This window comes from Rhodoferax sp. (assembly GCF_012927445.1).
Lineage (GTDB): Bacteria > Pseudomonadota > Gammaproteobacteria > Burkholderiales > Burkholderiaceae_C > Rhodoferax.
The window spans coordinates 486498-503939 of sequence record NZ_JABBPD010000007.1 but is presented as its reverse complement, the minus strand read 5'-3'; the positions used below and the strand labels follow the sequence as shown (position 1 = coordinate 503939).

Sequence of the window (17442 nt, the reverse complement as noted above, 5' to 3'; positions counted from 1 at the left end):
TGTGACCATGTCACCCCAACAACTCGGCCGGGTCGACTACCGACCCACCTACGACGCCATGCAGGCCTTCACTGCCACGCGCACGGCCGAGACGCCCGATGCGCTGTGGATTTGTGAACATGACCCGGTATATACGCAGGGGCTGGCGGGCAAAGCTGAACATATTTTTAATCCGGCCGACATTCCGGTGGTGCAAACCAACCGGGGCGGTCAGGTCACTTACCACGGCCCCGGCCAAGTGGTGGCGTATCCGCTGCTCGACCTCAAGCGGGCTGGTTATTTCGTCAAGGAATATGTCTACCGGATTGAAGAAGCGGTGATTCGCACGCTGGCGCACTTTGGCGTCACCGGACACCGGGTGGCAGGCGCGCCGGGTATTTATGTCCGGCTGGCGGACCCGGGGTCACACGCGGTGCTGCCGCAGCGCCCCACCCAAGCCAACCTCGCCGCCCTCGGGCCCGATTTCACCGGCCTCGGCAAAATCGGCGCCCTCGGCATCAAGGTCAGCCGCAATTGCACCTACCACGGCGTGGCGCTCAATGTGGCGATGGACCTGGAACCCTTCTCGCGTATCAACCCTTGTGGCTACGTGGGTCTGCAAACGGTGGACCTTTCTACAATTGGTGTCTCCGTCGGTTGGGCTGAAGCGGCCGATGTCCTGGGCCACAAGCTCGCAACCTACTTGGCGCCCTGACGCCGCTCCAAACCGCATTACCCACCATGAGCCACAGCCACGACGACCTCGTTTCCACTCCCACGGTTCGCGACGCCCAGTCGCAAGCCAACTACGACCCGTCGGCCAAGCAAAAGGCGGCGGCCAAGTTGTCGCGCATCCCGGTCAAGGTGGTGCAGGGCGAGGTCTTGAAAAAGCCGGACTGGATTCGCGTCAAGGCCGGCTCGCCGAGCACCCGCTTTTATGAAATCAAGGACGTGCTGCGCCAGAACAAACTGGTGACCGTGTGCGAAGAGGCCAGCTGCCCCAACATCGGTGAATGTTTCGGCAAGGGCACCGCCACCTTCATGATCATGGGCGACAAATGCACGCGCCGGTGTCCGTTTTGCGATGTCGGCCATGGCCGGCCCGACCCGCTGGACGTGAACGAGCCCGACAACCTGGCCAAAACGATCGCCCAGCTCAAGCTCAAATACGTGGTGATCACCAGCGTCGACCGTGACGATCTGCGCGACGGTGGCGCCGGCCACTTTGCAGCGTGCATCCAGAAAATTCGCGAACTGTCACCGCAGACCCAGATCGAGGTGCTGGTGCCGGACTTCCGCGGCCGCGACGACCGCGCGCTCGAAATTTTGAAAGCGGCGCCGCCGGACGTGATGAACCACAACCTGGAAACCGCACCGCGCCTGTACAAAGAAGCGCGCCCCGGCAGCGATTACCAGTTTTCCTTGAACCTGCTGAAAAAGTTCAAGGCCCTGTTCCCGCACGTCCCGACCAAGAGCGGCATCATGGTCGGCCTGGGCGAAACCGACGAAGAGATTCTGCAAGTGATGCGCGACATGCGCGCCCACGGCATCGAGATGCTGACCATCGGCCAGTACCTGGCGCCCAGCACCTCGCACCTCACGGTCAAACGCTACGTGCACCCGGACACCTTCAAGATGTTTGAAACGGAAGCCTATGCCATGGGCTTCAAGCACGCCGCCGTCGGCGCCATGGTGCGTTCCAGCTACCACGCCGACCAGCAGGCCGGTCACGCGCTGGGTAGCCCGACCGCCTGAATTCGCTACGTTTTCAATAGCTGCTTGCGCAGGCAAAACAAGGGCTGGAGCCTGATTTGATTCAAAATTCACCCTTGAGTCCCGGACTCTGGTTCAAACCCCAGTCACTGCAGCCGATGGCCGACGCCGGGGCCTGGACGCGCGGCTTGATGCTCTACCGCAGCCAAAAGGTGTTGGGCCTCGACATCGAGCCGATGCAGGACCACTGGCTGCTGTTGGGTGAGGTGCAAGGCAGCCAGCGCGAACCGTATGAAGTCTCGATCGAAATGGCGCTGATGCCGGACGGCCAGGTGGACTACTGGGACAGCGAATGCGAATGCCCGGTCGGCAGCCAGTGCAAACACGGCGTCGCCTTGATGCTGAAAGCTGCCTACCAGGGCCTGCAGCTGTTGGGCGGCAACGCGCCCTACCCCATGCTCAGCCCACCCAGCCCGGAACAGGTCGAAACCCAACGCCTGGCGAATCTGGCCCGGGCCCAGGAAAGTGCCCGGCTGGAGGCCGAGGCCCAATTGCTGCGCTGGCTGCAGGAGCTGGACCGGGCCAGCGGGGCCGCCACCAAGGCGGCTCACGGGGATCCGGCAATTCACGGTGCCCGCGAGGACATCCGGCCCGAGCAATTCCTGTACCTGCTGACGGTGGTGGGGGCGCACAGCCCGACGCCCCGGCTGCAGATGGAAGCGGTGGTGTCGTACCCCAAAGTCACTGGCGGCTGGGCCAAACCCAAGGCCATCAAGTCCGCCCCCTACAAAGGCCAGGCGGTGTACGACCAGGCCAGCGACGCCGACCACCAAGTGCTGCAACTGATGCGCGCCATGCCCGACAGCAGCCGCTTCTCCTACAACTTCAACTCCAGCGCCCTGCCCAGCGGCCAGGCCGGCCTGATCGCGTTGCAACAGGCCGCCAGCACCGGGCGACTGTTGCTGGACGATGGCAAGGGCGGCGCGGGTCTGCCCCTCCAGTGGGGCCCGCCCCAACGCTTAAGCTGGCACTGGCAAGAAGTCCCCAACCCGCAAGCTCTCGAGCCCAGCTGGACCCTGCGCGGCCAACTGGCCGACAGCCACGCCAAACTGTGCCTGAACAGCCCGCCGCTGTATCTGGACGCCGCGCTCGGCCTGTGCGGCCCGGTGCAGGCCGAAGGCATCCCGACCGCCCAGCTTGACGTGCTGCTGAAAGCGCCGCCACTGAAACCGTCGGCGCTGCAAAAACACCAGGTGGCGCTGATGCAACGCCTGGGCAAGCTGCCGCTGCCACCGGTGCTGCAACAACTCACCACGCTGCAAGGCATCACGCCCAGCGCCTGCCTGCACCTAGCGCTCACGCCGCCAGAAAACGCGCCCTCCGCGGGCCTGATCCAGGCGCAACTGCGCTTTGACTACGCCGGCCACCGCGGCTGGTGGGCCGGCCAGGGCAGCACCGTGCTGATCGAGAGCGCTGCGGGTCGCGTGCTGCTGCAGCGCGATGCCGAAGCCGAACTCGACGCCATCACCCGCCTCTATGACCTGGGCCTGATGTCGGCCGAGAAAGGCTTGTTTGGCATTCCGGGCGACGGCCCGCAGCAAGACTGGCTGCACTGGGCCGACAACGGTTTCTCGGTGCTGCGCGACGCCGGCTTTGAGGTGACGCTGGACGCGGCCCTGAACCACTGGATCACCCACGCCGACACGCTGGAGGTGCAGTTGCAGCCCGAGGGCGAGGAAGAAGCCACCTCACCCTGGTTTGACCTGTCGCTCGGCATGGAGATCAACGGCCAGCGCCACAACATCCTGCCCTGGCTCCCCGATTTGATTGCCGCCGCTGCTGCCAGCCCGCTCGACCCGGAGACCGGCCTGCCGAACATTCCGCCCTTTGTCTACCTGCCGTCGCCCAACAGCCAAGGCTTCATCCGCCTGCCGACCGACACGCTCAAACCCTGGATGGCGGCGCTGCTGGAACTGGTGAACGACCGCGACCACGACTTCACCGGCGCCAGCCTCAAACTGTCGCGCCTGGACGCGCTGCGCACCGGCGCGGCATTGGGCGAAGGCGCGGTGTGGGACGGTGCCCAGACGCTGCGCGACATGGTGCAGCAACTCAGCGGCCAGTCCGAATTACCCCAAGTGCCGGTGCCCGCCAGCGTGCAGGCCAGCCTGCGGCCGTACCAGCAGCAAGGCGTGAACTGGCTGCAGTTTTTGCGCCAGCACCGTCTCGGCGGCATTCTGGCCGACGACATGGGCCTGGGCAAAACCCTGCAAACGCTGGTCCACATCCAGATCGAAAAAGACGCCGGCCGCTTGAGCCACCCGGCCCTGATCATTGCGCCGGTCAGCCTGATGGGCAACTGGCAGCGCGAGACCGAACGCTTCTGCCCGCAGCTGCGCTGCCTGGTGCTGCACGGCAAAGAACGGCACGCCGTGGCCGACACGATGGACCAGTTTGATGTCGTGATTGCGCCCTACTCGCTCCTGCAACGCGACCGCGAACGCTGGCTGGAGGCACAGTGGCATCTGGTGGTGCTGGACGAGGCGCAAAACATCAAGAACGCCAGCACCAACGCGGCGCAAGTGGCCGGCCTGTTGCAAACCCGGCACCGCCTGTGCCTGTCCGGCACGCCGATGGAAAACCACCTGGGCGAAATCTGGAGCCTGTTCCACTTTTTGATGCCCGGCTTTCTCGGCAGCCAGGCGCGTTTCAAGGAATTGTTCCGCAACCCGATTGAAAAACAAGGCGACCCGGAGCGCCTGCACCAACTGCGCGCCCGCATCACACCCTTCATGCTGCGCCGCACCAAGGCGGTGGTGGCGAACGAACTGCCGCCCAAGGTGGAAACCGTGATGCGCGTCGAGCTGTCCGGCCAACAGGCCGACCTGTACGAAACCATCCGCCTCGGCATGGAAAAAACCGTGCGCGAGGCGCTCACCAGCAAGGGCTTGGCCAAGTCGCAAATCACCATCCTGGACGCGCTGCTCAAGTTGCGCCAGGTCTGCTGCGACCCGAAACTGCTCAAAATGGAAGCGGCGCAAAAGGTCAAAACCTCGGCCAAGCTGGAGCAACTGATGGAGATGCTGCCCGAAATGCTGGCGGAAGGACGCCGCATCCTGCTGTTCTCACAGTTCACCAGCATGCTGACCTTGATCGAGGCCGAGCTGAAAAAATGCAAAATTCCCTGGGTCAAGCTGACCGGCCAGAGCCAGAAGCGCGACGCGCTGATCGAGCAGTTCACCAGCGGCCAGGTGCCGCTGTTCCTGATCAGCCTGAAAGCCGGTGGCGTCGGCCTGAACCTGCCGCAAGCCGACACCGTGATTCACTACGACCCATGGTGGAACCCGGCGGTCGAGGCGCAGGCCACCGACCGCGCCCACCGCATCGGCCAGACGCAAAGCGTGTTTGTCTACAAGATGGTGGCGCAAGGCACGATTGAAGAACGCATTCTGGCGCTGCAGGAGCGCAAGGCGGCGCTGAGCGAGAGCATGTACAGCGGGTCGGTTGGACGCAAGGAGCCTCTGTTCAGCGAAGGTGATCTGGCTGAGCTGCTGAAACCACTATCTATTTGATAGCTGGTTGCGAAGGTAACACGGGGGCTAGCGGCTGATTTTATGTATGAAATAGATCAATTGCCTTTGCCTTTGCCCGGCTGATGTAGTAACATGACTACTTCAATCAGAAGGGCACTGTCATGACCATCACCACCATCTCAAGCAGAGAATTCAACCAGGCTGCGAGCGAGGCAAAAAAGGCAGCCAACGAGGGGCCTGTGTTCATCACAGACCGGGGCCGACCCGCCCATGTGCTGATGAGCATGGCGCTGTATCAGCGCCTCACGGGCAGCCGTCAGAAGATCGCCGACTTGTTGGCGATGCCGGGCATTGAGGATATTGAACTTGAAATTCCCCGCCTGCGTGACCTCGCACGGCCGGCGGACCTTTCCTGATGTTTATTCTTGATACCAACGTCGTGTCTGAGCTGCGCAAAATTCGCCTTGGACGAGCTGATGCGCGTGTGGCGCAGTGGGCTGACAGCGTGGAATCGGCTGACCTGTACTTGTCTTGCATCACGGTTCAGGAGCTGGAAATCGGTGTCTTACTCGCAGAACGTCGCGACCCGGCGCAAGGCGCGGTGTTTCGGGCGTGGTTCGACCACCATGTTTTACCCGCATTTGCCGGCCGTATCCTGCCCGTTGATACGGCTGTCGCACAGCGCAGCGCCAAGCTTCACGTCCCCGATCCGCGCCCTGTTCGGGATTGCCTGATCGCGGCAACCGCCCTTGTGCATGGCATGACCGTCGTCACCCGCAACGTTGCCGATTTTGAGCCGTGCGGTGTGCCGGTGCTCAATCCTTGGGATACCAAATGACTGAGCCGAAAAACAAAAGAGTTTGTTGCGCCAGCGAATAACGTTGACCCTAGTTTCAACGATAAAACTTGACTAGATTACGACCGTAAAAGACTGACTGCTGTCACACAACTTTTCGATCAGATCGCACCAAAGCAGCCCTTCCCCGAGTCAACTTCAACAAAGCGGTCGCTCGATACGAAAAATCAGAATTTAGCCGTAGACGGTTCTTGAGCAGCGCAAGCGGCGCTTACGACGAGGAGCCAGTTTGATACGATTCGCTTGCAATCAATCCTGCCGAACATTCGCAAGGTACCGTTGAGATTCAGCGTGTGAAACACGCTGCACCACAATGGCCCAATAACAAAGGGGGTTAGTCAAATGAAAACCGATTGCAATTTTCAAAAATGGCACGGTCGTATCCGCTGTGGCCTCGGCCTGCGCTGCCGGTATTGCGGCTTTTATCGTCTAGCTGCTGAACAAGAACACACTCCGTACTCGTGCTCTTGATCTTCTGATGAAGAAGGAATCAGCGCCACCCGGCAATGCGGACAGTGAAAATGCGTAAAGTTGCTCAAAAGAAATCGATGGCCCCTGTACTTGATGACCTGCTGAACGACGGCCGGCTGGCACGGCTGTTCTCGAAGGATGCCCGCCACTGCGCGCTACAACTGTGGATATTGCAGATCAAGTCCAAGCAATCGATTGAAAATCGCGTCGTCTACGGTCGCCTGCTCCCCTACAGCCATTCCAACGACCGCTGGCACTTCAGCAACAACGATAAATTCGATACCTTCGGGCAATTCAAGACACAGGTTACCCGAATCAACTTGGACATCAAAAGCACCCACTGCGCGGGCCTCTTACGGTTATTCAGCGCAGGCCAGACCATCTCAGCAATCAGCGAAGAGCTGAAGCTCGGGTTGCCGAACAATTTGAAAGCACGTTTCGGGACAACCACGCTCGCCGCCGGTGATCTGGTCTACCGCCCCGTCGCCTACCTGCTCAACCGCGATGCGAATGACCGGAGTTCGCCCTCTAGCTCGCATGGCGGAGCTGGAGCCTTCAGCGCTTCGATCACCCAGACCGACAAGGGGGCGCTGTTCCGCCTGGGTCAGGACTACGACGTTGCCTTGACCGCATCGGTGGTCAAGCGTCTTAACGCGGATACAGGCCTGGACTTCGGTGGCACCGACACCGCCCGCTTTGGCGACCTCGAGCTGCTGGTCTTCCCTACGCTGGACGAACTGGAACGCCCCTTGTTGGTCGTGAGCTGGGCCGATGCTCCACACGCGTTCGTTGCACGCTTCAAGCCGACGCAGGTACCGCACTTCAGCGGCTTCCAGTTCCGCCTGAGCGTCGCCAACGACGGCCAAATCGTCTACTCGGGCATCGCCACAGCAGAACGCAATGCAGAAGGCGTATTCGAGTGCAAGTTCGAGTTGGGCAACCAAGTGCGTGAGATAACCGATAGCACCGAACTGGAGATCTTCGGCTTCCATGGTGACCAATCCCGCGAGGGTACGCTGTGTTGCAGGTGGCGAATCGGGTACATCCGAGAAATTCATCTGCAGAGTCATGTAGCGGGCCACGGGGCCAGCCCGGTCAAATTCGACTGGCTGGGAAATGCCACTCAGCCGTCCGAGTCGGCTAGGGTGAAAGCAGCACTGACGATCACTCGCGGCAATCTGGGATTCGCCAATCACATCGGCGGGCGAGAGGCAGACCCTTGGGTCCCGGCCAACCGCGATTTCGCATCCCTTTTTGCGCGACTCCATCCGCCGAAGTCGGATGGGTGGTTCTTCCAGCACAAGGGCGAGGGGCGGCTGCAATTCGTGGAGTGGTTCAGGGAGCTGCTAGCCAAGTACCAGCAGCATCAGATGGTCGTTTTCGATCCCTATTTCGAGGATGCCGGGTTGGGTTTGTTACTACTTTGTGCGGCGCCGGAGGCGGACTACATCGTCTTTACGTCCCTACCTAAGCCAAAGCGGAGCGACGTCGTGCCGTGTGAAAGCGACATGCCATCACCTAGCCGGATTAACAACCTGATGGCGAGTTGTGAACACAACCGCCAACTACTGAAAAGCATCAAGCTGCGCATCTACGGCCTGAAGGAAGGTCGGCTGCATGATCGCTACATCGTAATCATGAGTCCAGACGGGCTCCCGGTCGCAGGTTTCAACCTGTCCAACTCGCTTCAGAAAGCTGCCGAAAACTATCCCTTGCTGGTCACCCCGATACCTTCGGATGTCTTGCTAAAGGTCGAGCAATACAAGTTCGGGCTGGTGCAGGAGGCGCAGGCCGCGCAGCCCGAAGGCGAGACTGAGAATCCCGCCATGCGGCTTCTGTTCGACTCCACGGCGACACCGACGGTGCCGCGACGCTACGAGCCACTACGCTTCCTCGAGAAGGCCAAGGCAGGCGCCGTGCTGAGCGTATGGACAGGCGAGCTGTCGCTACAAGGCTTGAGCGGCGATCCGTTGAAGGAGCGGATGGCGGCGCTAGAGCTACTCAAGGATGACTCGCTCGCGCTGCCCGAGACGTCAGGCCTACGCAATTTTCTGGATCAGCAGGCGGACAACTACGCGGACTTCACGGCGACCTGGGATGTGCTCGGCGAGGTGCTCGCACATTCACGCTTCGGGGACAGCCGCTTTCGCGAGCTTGAATCCGAGCCTGCCTTTCTGGAATTCCAGGAGCGGTTTCTCGAGGCATCGTTCAACCGCCCGCATGACGAGGTAGACAAGGAATTGGCCGTGGTGGAGGCCCGGCTCTTTCGGGAACCGGTCGAGACCTTGCTACACAGCTCCTATCACCCGCATCACTTGTTCCATGCGATAAAGTATGCAGCCCTGACCTGGCCGGAGTACTTCACCATCAAGTTTCTGTGGTGGTATGCCCCAGACGCTCTGCTGGCGATCGCCGAAGCCCAGATGGCCAGCGTACCAATGGAGCCCCAAGGTCCGGACGCGGTGCGACTGTCCCTGTTGAGCCAGATCGTCAGCGAGATTGCGTTGTCGGTGCAGTTCGACATCAGCGAGGGACAGCGGGACCGGCTCGTTCGCAGCGGCAATGGTCTGCTGCAATGGATGGGACTGAATGCGATTGAGATGCAGCTGGAAAAGCCGGAAGGACTCGCCATAGTGCTGCAGTTGGTGACCGCCTTTGCCTACCCGGAGCGGGTGCGTGCCCTGGGCTGGATGGTTCATCACGCGGCAGGGAATCCAAAGAAGGCCGAGATCTACAAAGGCCTGGTAGCGGCGCTGCACGAGGCACTGCCGGCGACCATCCCCGCTGAAGAGCTGAGGCGTCTGGTCGACTCCATGCGCGGGCATATGCAGCAACTGGCCTGGACCGAGCCGTGGCTGTTCCAGGATGTGGTCTTTCCCTTGTTGCAGAATGATCGCGCCAACACCGACGAGGCCTGCGAAATTTGGATGCAGGAGCTGGCCGGCATGCTGGAACCGCAACTGAAGGACCAGTCGCTGCTGTTTGACCGAGCGCGAGAGGGCCAGACGACCAACATCACCGCGTTCCTCTTCGCCTATAGCAACTCCGAGCGACAGCAGGCCAGCCTGAAGTCGATACAGGCGATCCTAAAGCGGCAGAGGCGGATCGTGCAACAGCCCCTCGCCAGCACTTCGGACTGGACCCGGTGGGACGGCGCTCTGGTGGTCTCGATGTGGATCCTGACCTTTACCCGATGGGGTCAGTACTACTTGCGCGAGCGCGGCATGACCAACCGCGAGATGGAAGATCTGCTGCGGGACACCAGCGAGCTTGCGATGGTCAGGCCGATGAGCGAATGGCGGTCTGAGGGTGCCGGCAAGCAGGGCGAGCTCGCCGCGTTCCTCGACCAGGTGGAGGAGCTCCTGGCCTCAAGCGACGAGTAGAAAAGCAAACTTCAACAGTCGATTCAGCGGTGGCCTCAGATCAATTAGGTGTTGCTGCAGTATCCTGCTTGAGCGGCACCATGCCAACCGAATCCCGGTCGCGGTGTAGCTTGATGGTGGTCGCCTTGGCCAGCCAGCGCTTTAAAGCGCTCGGCTTTGGGGCTGGGGATGGACTGGATCAAGCGAAAAATGCCCTGCGTATTCCAGCACTGGAGTTTCTGCCGCCCACCCGCAGTGTCAAACGGTAATGCAAGGGGGGTCAATTTGTCCCCCTCCTTGGCTGTCCAGGCTCAAATCGGGGTCGCGCCTGCGCATCTTCTTCCCGTTGTCCGACGGATCAGCGGCATCCCCGCAACAAAATCGCTCTTGATTTGATAGCCGCCTGCGCTTATTCCACGAGGGTTACAAGTCAATTCTTTATATAAAAGCGGTCGAATCAGCCGGCCTGATGGAGGCAAGGGTTAGCGCAAAAAACCCAGGCTAAAAACCTGGGGCCGCAATTTGTCGGTCAATGCTTGATAGGCCAGTTCAAACGGGCCATGGTTGACCGGCGCAGTGTCGCCACTGGCGTTACGGGCTTTCAAGGCATTGCGAATTTGATACCAGCCCACGTCGGACCTGTTGAGCTTGTATTGATCGCGTACCGTGCGCACGTCGGTGTGGGCGAAGTAGGCTTGCCACAAACCACGCCCACCGTCCAGCACGGCCAGCGCCTCCGCAGACAAGGTTTTATCGACCAAGTACTGCACCATGAAGTCGGACTCAAAGCGATCCGGCGCGCCCACTTCTGCTTCTGTGAAAGGGATGAAGTGGTTGACCAGCGACCATGTTTTGCCGTTCCATTCGAGATCGTTGGCACCGGCGGTGAGGTTGCCACGGTTGAACAGTGTCCAGATCAGGCAGTCGGTTTTGAATTCGTCGGAGAGTGGTGACGTGGGCTGCAAAAACTGGTCGCGGTCATTGAGCCAAGTGGGCCGGATGAGTTTTCGCACGGAGAAAACAGCGACGGCTTGGAGCAAGTTTTCGGGGGTGATGAAAAACCCGCCGCCATGTCCGATGCTGTGAACAGACGAAAACACTGCCGTCCGCTGTTCCGCGTTTTGTAAGTCGTTGCTATCGCACAGCATGTGACCAATTGCGCCATCCGCCCACTTGGTGCGTCGCACGCCAGTAGTTTTGGTCGTTGGCGTGGTGGCATTGATTAACGGCAGCGCATCTACTTCATTGGATTTTTGCCTGCCCATCCAGTTCGTCAGCAACTGCGAATTTGGTAAGTTGTAGTACATCTTCTCGCCAATGGCTTGCGCGTTTCTGTCCAATACGTCCACCGATATTTCCACAATCGGTGTCTTTGTCGCTGCGGTTTGGTCCGTTTTCCATATTAAAAAGCCAATGGGAAATTTTCCGCTCAGGCCATCAAACGCCTGGTTGTGAACGACAAAACCACCCTGATACTGGGCATTCCATGCCAGCCTGAATTTTTCAAAATTTGGCGCATTGATGTATTTCATCGTGCTGAACATCGCAACGGTTGCGGTAGGCATCTCGATGCCAATGCGTGCCAGGAACTGCGCAAACAGTTCACGAGAGGCGTAGCCGTAGTGCGTCATGCTGTCACCGACCCGCGTGGTGGCCACTCCCGACTTATTTTCAGTGCCCAATTTGGTCTCAGTGTTCCCCCGCGTGCCCACCTCCGCATACGGCGGATTGATCAGCACCAAAATCTTCCTGCCAGCCGCTATCGCCGCCCGCAAAGGGGCAGGCACCTTGTTGCTCAGGCTGTAATCAATCTGGCCCTCAAGAGTGACGTCGTCGTTCAAATAGTCATACTGAAAGCGCTGCGCCGCCACGCAGGTTTTGGTGGCCTTCATCACGTCGATGTCGGGCTGGTCCAGCGTGGACATGTAGATGTTGCGCGGGTTGCTGTGCTTTACTTCCAGGTTGCCCACGCCACAGCACATGTCCCACACGAGGTAGTCTTTTTGCCAGTTATTGCCCAGCACCTCGGTCAGCTTGTCGTAGGCTTTATCGACCACATGCAGCGGCGTGTAATACGCGCCCTTGAAGCTGCGTTCGTCCAGCGGAATCAGGCTGTCGCGGCGTTCCAGCAGGTAGTCGCGGTATTCGGATTTGGGCGGCTTGTGGTAGATCGCCCAGAACTGGCGATACCCTTCCTTGTTGCCCAGCTCGTACATTTTCCCGGCCAAGCTGAACACCGGTGCGCCGTTCTTGTGCAGCAGCTCGGCGGGCAGGTTGGCATGGGTGGACACGGTGCCGTCGTGCATGATGTCGGCGAAAAACAGCAGGGCGTAGTCTTCTTGCTTGATACCGAGGATTTCTCGCCCCACCATGGCGACCCATTTGTCAAACACCTGTTTCAGGTTGTCCGGGGTGATTTGCGTGCGGATGATGTCGCCAGATTTGATGGCGATTTTGACGGTGCTTAAAAACTCGTCTTCGTGCGTTGAGATTTTGAAAGAGACAAAGTGCGTGCCGATGTGGGCCGATATTTCGTCCAGCGCGTCAGTCGTGTACTGGCTGGCGGACTTGCCCCACTTGATGGTCTTCTTGCTGAGAAAGGGCAGCACGTCGGTGCTTTTCATCAGCGCGGCTTTTTCGGTGTCGATCACGGCCAGGAAGGGCGGCACGGTTTCACCCTTGTCCAGCGCGACCTGCACGTAATGCAGCAGTTGCGTGAACATGGCGTAGCTGGAGCACTTGCCGGTGTCTTTGGCTTCAAACCAGACTTCCTTGGTCTGGATATCAATCAAGCCCTTGGTGTAGCCCTTGAGGCCCAGGGCTTTGATGTAGGCGTCTTTAACGTCCTCTTCGCTCTTGGCGGATTGCAGTTGGGTATACAGGCTCACGGTGCAATAGCTTGGCTGGATTGAAGGGCCGACGTGCAGGCTGCGCTGCGTTTGATTATTAGATTTTTCACCGTGTTCCCTGTTGAATGAGTGGATTTTAAGTTGATCGACATGCTATGCTTTTAATAGCTGCTTGCGCATACCTCATAAGAGCTACGGGGCAATTTGGCATGCAAATCTGCCTTCACGACTGAACCGTCACCCCTTGGCGGGTCATGTTGTCGTCACCGCCATCAACCAGCACCGGCGGGTGAAGCGGCAGCCCCGGCAAGGCGGGTCCATTTGTGCAGGCCGCGCCACCTCAGATCGGTCAGACCCACGATGGGCACCTGCCCCTGTTGCAACTCATCCAGTGAGAACGGCAGCAACTGGTCCATGCGCTTTTCCGCATCAACCTGGGTTGGCAGGTACGAGTTCAGTCGCAAAGCAGTTGGGCGCCTTCAAGCTTGGATGCGCGCTCGTCAAAGGTCAGCAAAGGCCCCTGTCCAGCCTGACTGACCAGTGCAACGTGCAGGCAGTCGGCGAAATCTGGTGAGCCGGCTTGTTTGAAGAGCCACAGAGCCTGCTCCAAGACAGGTTCGGTCTGAAACTCAAGTTCAGTCACGCTCAGGAGTGCGTCCAGGGCGGCCGTGACGGAAGGCTTGTCAAAACGATAACGAGACCGCAGCACCCACTCGGTTTCAAGCATGACGGTCACCGTGACAAACAGCCTCTCCTCCTTTTTTGCGCTGGACTCAAACAAACCTGCAACGATCACGCTCTGTTTTGCGTCGTCGTCCGTCAGCCAGCGAACCAGGACGTTGGTGTCAAGCGCCGCCATTAAGAAGCTGAACCCAAGCTCATTTCAGCAATGGAAACTGCCGTGCCAGGTGACGGCTTGAGCATGCCCTTGAGTGCCAGCAAGGACTTGGTCTTGGCTCGCATCACCACGGTGCCGTCGGGCATAGGCGTGAACGTGAGCCGGTCCTTCGGACTGATAGCCATAGACCGCCGGATGTCGGCAGGGATGGTGATTTGGCCCTTGCTGGTGAGTGTCGCTTCTGACATGTTGAACTCCTTACATTATTTGATAGTGTAAGGAGTTCAGCAGGCAAGGTCAAGACACTTACTTGCTCGGGTCCCAATGGTCAGTTGTATGAGAACGGCAGCAGCTGTACAGCGAGGGCGATCTGACGGAGCTACTGAAGTCGCTACTTATTTAATAGCGCCTTGTGCTTATGCTACGAGCGCTACAGCTCAATTTTCTATATGAATCTGTTGCCACAACTGAACCGTCACACCTTGGCGTGTCATGTTGTCGTCACCCCGCACGCCCAACGGGACGGCACACCAATCTAGCCGCCAGGGCGCTTTGTAAAGAAAAGTATCCGCTGTCAACGTCGGCATCAACCCGACGTTGTAGGTACAAGCCCGAACGAAATTCTGGCTCGCTTATGACAGTCGGAGCTCATGCGACTGTCGCTTTATGAGTGAGTATCAAACATGTCGAATATCAAAAACCTGATCGCTACCGTGTTGTTTTCCAGCGTTGCTGCTGTTTCGTTTGCCCAGGCGCCTGTTGCGCCGAAAGCGGCCACTCCGGCAGTCCCTGCCGCAGTGACGGCAGCTGTGGCGGCAACCCCAGCCAAGGCGGCTTCAAAGCCAGCGCACACGGTGAAGAAAACGCACAAAACTACGCCAGCCAAGAAGGCTGACGCGGCTACGCCTGCAACACCAGCCACGCCAGCTACACCTGCTGCCAAATAAGCGGACTGATTTCTGAGAAAAGGGGGCCGGGGTTACTCGGCTCCCTTTTCTTTTGCACGCAGATTTTCCGGGCTGGGCGCCATGACATCCCAGGCTTTGATGGCCTCGGCGGCGTACATCAGGGCCGGGCCGCCGCCCATGTAGACGCACACGCTCAACATCTCTTCCAGCTCGGCGCGGGTGCAGTCCAGCTTGAGCAGCGCTTTGACGTGAAACCCGATACAGCCCGAGCAGTGCTGCGTGATGCCGATGGCCAGCGCCATCAACTCTTTGTGTTTGGCGCTGACGGCGCCTTCCGCCATGGCGGCGCGCGCCAGCTGACCAAAGCCCTGCATGGCCTCGGGCTGGGCTTTGCGCAACGGGGCCAGTGATTCGTTGATGTTTTGAATCAAGCCGGTGTGATCAAAAGTGCTCATGGTGTGTCTTTGATAAAAATATAGTCCGGGGAGTATCGGCCACATCCCGTTGCCGTAGTTTGGGGTGAATCAAGTTTTCGATCCACCGCGGAGGCTCGATTCCATCGCACAATGTTTCCATGATCCAACTTTCCGACATCGAAGCCGCCGCCGCGCGCTTGCAGGGCCAGTTGCTGCGCACGCCCTGCATCGCGTCGCGCACCCTGTCTGACATCACCGGGGCGCAGGTTTTTCTCAAATTCGAAAACCTGCAGTTCACCGCCTCCTTCAAGGAGCGCGGCGCCTGCAACAAGCTGGCGCAACTGACACCGCAGGAGCGCCAACGCGGCGTCATCGCCATGAGCGCCGGCAACCACGCGCAGGGTGTGGCTTACCACGCCCAGCGGCTGGGGCTGCGGGCCGTGATCGTGATGCCGCGCTTCACCCCGGGCGTCAAAGTAGAGCGCACGCGGGGTTTTGGCGCCGAAATTGTGCTGCACGGCGACACGCTGGACGAAGCGCGAGCCCACGCTTTGGTGTTGGCAGAACAACAGCAACTGGTCTTTGTCCACCCGTACGACGATGCCGACATCGTGGCCGGTCAGGGCACGGTCGGGCTGGAAATGCTGCAGGACGTGCCCGAGCTGGACACGCTGGTGGTGGCGGTCGGCGGCGGCGGGCTGATTGCCGGCATGGCCACCGCCGCCAAAGCGCTCAAACCCGGCATCGACATCATTGGCGTGCAAACCGCGTCTTTCCCGGCCATGGTCAATGCCATCAAGGGCACGCACCACCCGCAGGGCAACAGCAGCATTGCCGAAGGCATTGCGGTCGGCACCCCCGGCCAGATTCCGCAAGCCATCATTGCGCGCCTGGTGGATGACCTGGTGCTGGTGGACGAAGGTGATATTGAGCAGGCTATCGTCATGCTGCTGGAAGTGGAAAAAACGCTGGTCGAAGGCGCCGGGGCCGCCAGCCTGGCGGCGTTGCTCAAATACCCGGAGCGCTTCAAGGGCAAACGGGTCGGCCTGGTGCTGAGCGGCGGCAATATCGACCCGCTGTTGCTGGCTGCCATCATCGAACGCGGCATGGTGCGCGCTGGCCGCTTGGCACGGATTCGCGTCAGTGCCCGCGACATCCCCGGCTCACTGGCCAAAATCACCGCCACCGTGGCCGGGGCCGGCGCCAACATCGACGAGGTGCATCACCAGCGCGCCTTCACCGCGCTGGCAGCCCAGAATGTCGAGGTCGAGCTGGTCATCCAGACGCGCGGGCCGCAGCACATCCAGGAAGTGCTGGCCCAGTTGCTGCAAGCCGGGCTGGCGGCGCAGTTGATTCATTAACGAAAGTCTTTATGAGCGATACCCCTCCCGGCGAGCGCACGGCGTCTTTGGCGCCCGTCGACCAGCAGCAACTCCGACTCCTGCGCGCGCACCGCCGCGCCCACCGGCAAAAACAGCCCCCGCGACCGCTGGCCGCACCCGAGCACTTTTTGCCAAGCGCGCCGACCCGGGGCCAGCGGCTGGCGGATGCGGTGGCGGCCACCATCGGCTCGTGGCGCTTCATCATCATCCAGAGCACCGCCATCGTGCTGTGGATCACCGGCAACGTCCTGGCCGGACGCAACGCCTGGGATCCCTACCCCTTCATTTTGCTGAACCTGTTGCTGTCATTTCAGGCCGCCTACACGGCGCCCGCCATCATGATGAGCCAGAACCGCCAGTCCGAGCTGGACCGCCGGCATGCCGAGAACGACTATGAAATCAACGTCAAGGCCGAGCTGGAAATTGAGTTGCTGCACGAAAAGATCGACTTCATGAAGGAGCGCGAACTGCTGGCGCTGACCGAATCGGTGCGCGACCTGTCGGCCCAGCTGGCCGCCCTGTCCAAGCGGATTCCGTGACGACGGAACGGCTGAAATGAGCGCCATGCGGATATACCCCCGGGCTGATGGCGGGACGCATGGGTAAAATTCAGCTTTTGCGACTCTGCTAATTCAAGGAACCACCATGTCCAGCCCCACACCTGCCCGCGACGCCCATCAACCTGACGCGGTCGAATCCGTCGTATCTTCCATGCCGCTGGTGTTGCCGCTGGTCGGTGCCGTACTGATGTTTTTGTTGGCCTTCATCGCCGTTTCAATGGCCTGATCGGCACACAGCCCTTACCGAAATTAAGTAGTGCGCTACAAAATATGCAGCGCACTACCCGGTTGTCCCTTGCGGCAATCGTGAAGTCCCGGGCGTCACACGACCGCCCTGACAATGGCAGCAGCCTGCCAAATTCTGCCCTCCAGCGGCCCTCGCCACGACGTGGCGCGGACTACCGCAATCTCGTTGCCATTACCCGCATAAAGTCATGCAAGTTTTGCATATCTTTTCGAGGTAATCGGTTGGTAACCGACATTCAAGTTCATAAAATCGACCTTCCAGCGTTCGCCGCGACGACTTGACGTTTGTGAAGCACCCCGTCACAGGCTTTCGTTGACAGCCGCAGCAA

At 59.9% G+C, this 17442-nt stretch carries 16 protein-coding genes; 11 read left to right on the top strand and 5 right to left on the bottom strand.

What is annotated here, in order from left to right; genetic code table 11:
• Window position 1 precedes the first annotated feature (1 nt).
• The 7 genes from lipB (at window position 2) to HHJ17_RS14100 (ending at window position 10183) form a co-directional block, all read left to right on the top strand.
• On the top strand, window positions 2–694 hold the full coding sequence (gene lipB, locus HHJ17_RS14130) for a lipoyl(octanoyl) transferase LipB (RefSeq protein WP_296496799.1): 693 nt from the start codon (window positions 2–4) through the stop codon (window positions 692–694).
• A 26-nt stretch (window positions 695–720) separates the two neighbouring features.
• Window positions 721–1734: a lipoyl synthase gene (lipA, locus tag HHJ17_RS14125; protein ID WP_296496798.1), complete on the top strand. Its 1014-nt coding sequence runs from the start codon at window positions 721–723 to the stop codon at window positions 1732–1734.
• Between the two features lie 56 nt (window positions 1735–1790).
• A complete protein-coding gene (locus HHJ17_RS14120; RefSeq protein ID WP_366557545.1) occupies window positions 1791–5264 on the top strand; it encodes a DEAD/DEAH box helicase in 3474 nt (1157 codons plus the stop codon).
• 122 nt (window positions 5265–5386) lie between these two features.
• Window positions 5387–5641, top strand: a complete 255-nt coding sequence (locus HHJ17_RS14115) for a type II toxin-antitoxin system Phd/YefM family antitoxin (protein WP_296506189.1) — start codon at window positions 5387–5389, stop codon at window positions 5639–5641.
• Window positions 5638–6063 carry a type II toxin-antitoxin system VapC family toxin gene (locus tag HHJ17_RS14110; RefSeq protein ID WP_296506382.1) on the top strand — a complete coding sequence of 142 codons (426 nt, stop codon included), beginning with the start codon at window positions 5638–5640 and terminating at the stop codon, window positions 6061–6063. Before HHJ17_RS14115 ends, HHJ17_RS14110 begins: the two co-directional genes overlap by 4 nt.
• A gap of 539 nt (window positions 6064–6602) precedes the next feature.
• Window positions 6603–9935: a VPA1262 family protein gene (locus HHJ17_RS14105; protein ID WP_296506187.1), complete on the top strand. Its 3333-nt coding sequence runs from the start codon at window positions 6603–6605 to the stop codon at window positions 9933–9935.
• Window positions 9936–10015: 80 nt separating this feature from the next.
• Window positions 10016–10183 (top strand): hypothetical protein, encoded by a 168-nt coding sequence (locus tag HHJ17_RS14100; RefSeq protein WP_296506186.1) that lies wholly within the window; start codon window positions 10016–10018, stop codon window positions 10181–10183.
• Between the two features lie 213 nt (window positions 10184–10396).
• Here HHJ17_RS14100 and HHJ17_RS14095 read toward each other — a convergent pair whose 3' ends face one another.
• The 4 genes from HHJ17_RS14095 to HHJ17_RS14080 all read right to left on the bottom strand — a co-directional run bounded on the left by HHJ17_RS14095 (window position 10397) and on the right by HHJ17_RS14080 (window position 13849).
• Complete coding sequence (locus HHJ17_RS14095; protein WP_296506185.1) at window positions 10397–12802, bottom strand: hypothetical protein; 2406 nt, start codon at window positions 12800–12802, stop codon at window positions 10397–10399.
• Between the two features lie 233 nt (window positions 12803–13035).
• Complete coding sequence (locus tag HHJ17_RS14090) at window positions 13036–13227, bottom strand: hypothetical protein (protein ID WP_296506184.1); 192 nt, start codon at window positions 13225–13227, stop codon at window positions 13036–13038.
• Window positions 13218–13622: a type II toxin-antitoxin system VapC family toxin gene (locus HHJ17_RS14085; RefSeq protein ID WP_296506183.1), complete on the bottom strand. Its 405-nt coding sequence runs from the start codon at window positions 13620–13622 to the stop codon at window positions 13218–13220. Before HHJ17_RS14085 ends, HHJ17_RS14090 begins: the two co-directional genes overlap by 10 nt.
• A complete protein-coding gene (locus HHJ17_RS14080; RefSeq protein ID WP_296506182.1) occupies window positions 13622–13849 on the bottom strand; it encodes a type II toxin-antitoxin system PrlF family antitoxin in 228 nt (75 codons plus the stop codon). The genes HHJ17_RS14085 and HHJ17_RS14080 overlap by 1 nt, the downstream gene beginning before the upstream one ends.
• Window positions 13850–14284: 435 nt before the next feature.
• Here HHJ17_RS14080 and HHJ17_RS14075 point away from each other — a divergent pair, with 435 nt between their 5' ends.
• Window positions 14285–14548 (top strand): hypothetical protein, encoded by a 264-nt coding sequence (locus tag HHJ17_RS14075; protein ID WP_296506181.1) that lies wholly within the window; start codon window positions 14285–14287, stop codon window positions 14546–14548.
• Window positions 14549–14580: 32 nt separating this feature from the next.
• Here HHJ17_RS14075 and HHJ17_RS14070 read toward each other — a convergent pair whose 3' ends face one another.
• Entirely contained in the window at window positions 14581–14964 is a 384-nt protein-coding gene (locus tag HHJ17_RS14070) for a carboxymuconolactone decarboxylase family protein (protein WP_296506180.1), read from the bottom strand.
• Window positions 14965–15083: 119 nt separating this feature from the next.
• Here HHJ17_RS14070 and HHJ17_RS14065 point away from each other — a divergent pair, with 119 nt between their 5' ends.
• From HHJ17_RS14065 to HHJ17_RS14055, 3 genes are all read left to right on the top strand, one after another.
• Window positions 15084–16286, top strand: a complete 1203-nt coding sequence (locus HHJ17_RS14065; protein WP_296506178.1) for a threonine ammonia-lyase — start codon at window positions 15084–15086, stop codon at window positions 16284–16286.
• Window positions 16287–16297: 11 nt separating this feature from the next.
• Window positions 16298–16846 carry a DUF1003 domain-containing protein gene (locus HHJ17_RS14060; RefSeq protein WP_296496792.1) on the top strand — a complete coding sequence of 183 codons (549 nt, stop codon included), beginning with the start codon at window positions 16298–16300 and terminating at the stop codon, window positions 16844–16846.
• Window positions 16847–16952: 106 nt separating this feature from the next.
• Window positions 16953–17093 (top strand): hypothetical protein, encoded by a 141-nt coding sequence (locus tag HHJ17_RS14055; protein WP_296496790.1) that lies wholly within the window; start codon window positions 16953–16955, stop codon window positions 17091–17093.
• Window positions 17094–17442: the final 349 nt, after the last annotated feature.

What these genes read in the sequence shown, in the direction of transcription:
- HHJ17_RS14115 (WP_296506189.1), top strand. Translation starts at nt 5,387, where the DNA reads ATGACCATCACCACCATCTCAAGCAGAGAATTCAACCAGGCTGCGAGC.
- HHJ17_RS14055 (WP_296496790.1), top strand. Translation starts at nt 16,953, where the DNA reads ATGTCCAGCCCCACACCTGCCCGCGACGCCCATCAACCTGACGCGGTC.
- HHJ17_RS14105 (WP_296506187.1), top strand. Translation starts at nt 6,603, where the DNA reads ATGCGTAAAGTTGCTCAAAAGAAATCGATGGCCCCTGTACTTGATGAC.
- HHJ17_RS14100 (WP_296506186.1), top strand. Translation starts at nt 10,016, where the DNA reads ATGCCAACCGAATCCCGGTCGCGGTGTAGCTTGATGGTGGTCGCCTTG.
- HHJ17_RS14080 (WP_296506182.1), bottom strand. Translation starts at nt 13,849, where the DNA reads ATGTCAGAAGCGACACTCACCAGCAAGGGCCAAATCACCATCCCTGCC.
- lipA (WP_296496798.1), top strand. Translation starts at nt 721, where the DNA reads ATGAGCCACAGCCACGACGACCTCGTTTCCACTCCCACGGTTCGCGAC.
- HHJ17_RS14060 (WP_296496792.1), top strand. Translation starts at nt 16,298, where the DNA reads ATGAGCGATACCCCTCCCGGCGAGCGCACGGCGTCTTTGGCGCCCGTC.
- HHJ17_RS14075 (WP_296506181.1), top strand. Translation starts at nt 14,285, where the DNA reads ATGTCGAATATCAAAAACCTGATCGCTACCGTGTTGTTTTCCAGCGTT.
- HHJ17_RS14085 (WP_296506183.1), bottom strand. Translation starts at nt 13,622, where the DNA reads ATGGCGGCGCTTGACACCAACGTCCTGGTTCGCTGGCTGACGGACGAC.
- HHJ17_RS14070 (WP_296506180.1), bottom strand. Translation starts at nt 14,964, where the DNA reads ATGAGCACTTTTGATCACACCGGCTTGATTCAAAACATCAACGAATCA.
- HHJ17_RS14065 (WP_296506178.1), top strand. Translation starts at nt 15,084, where the DNA reads ATGATCCAACTTTCCGACATCGAAGCCGCCGCCGCGCGCTTGCAGGGC.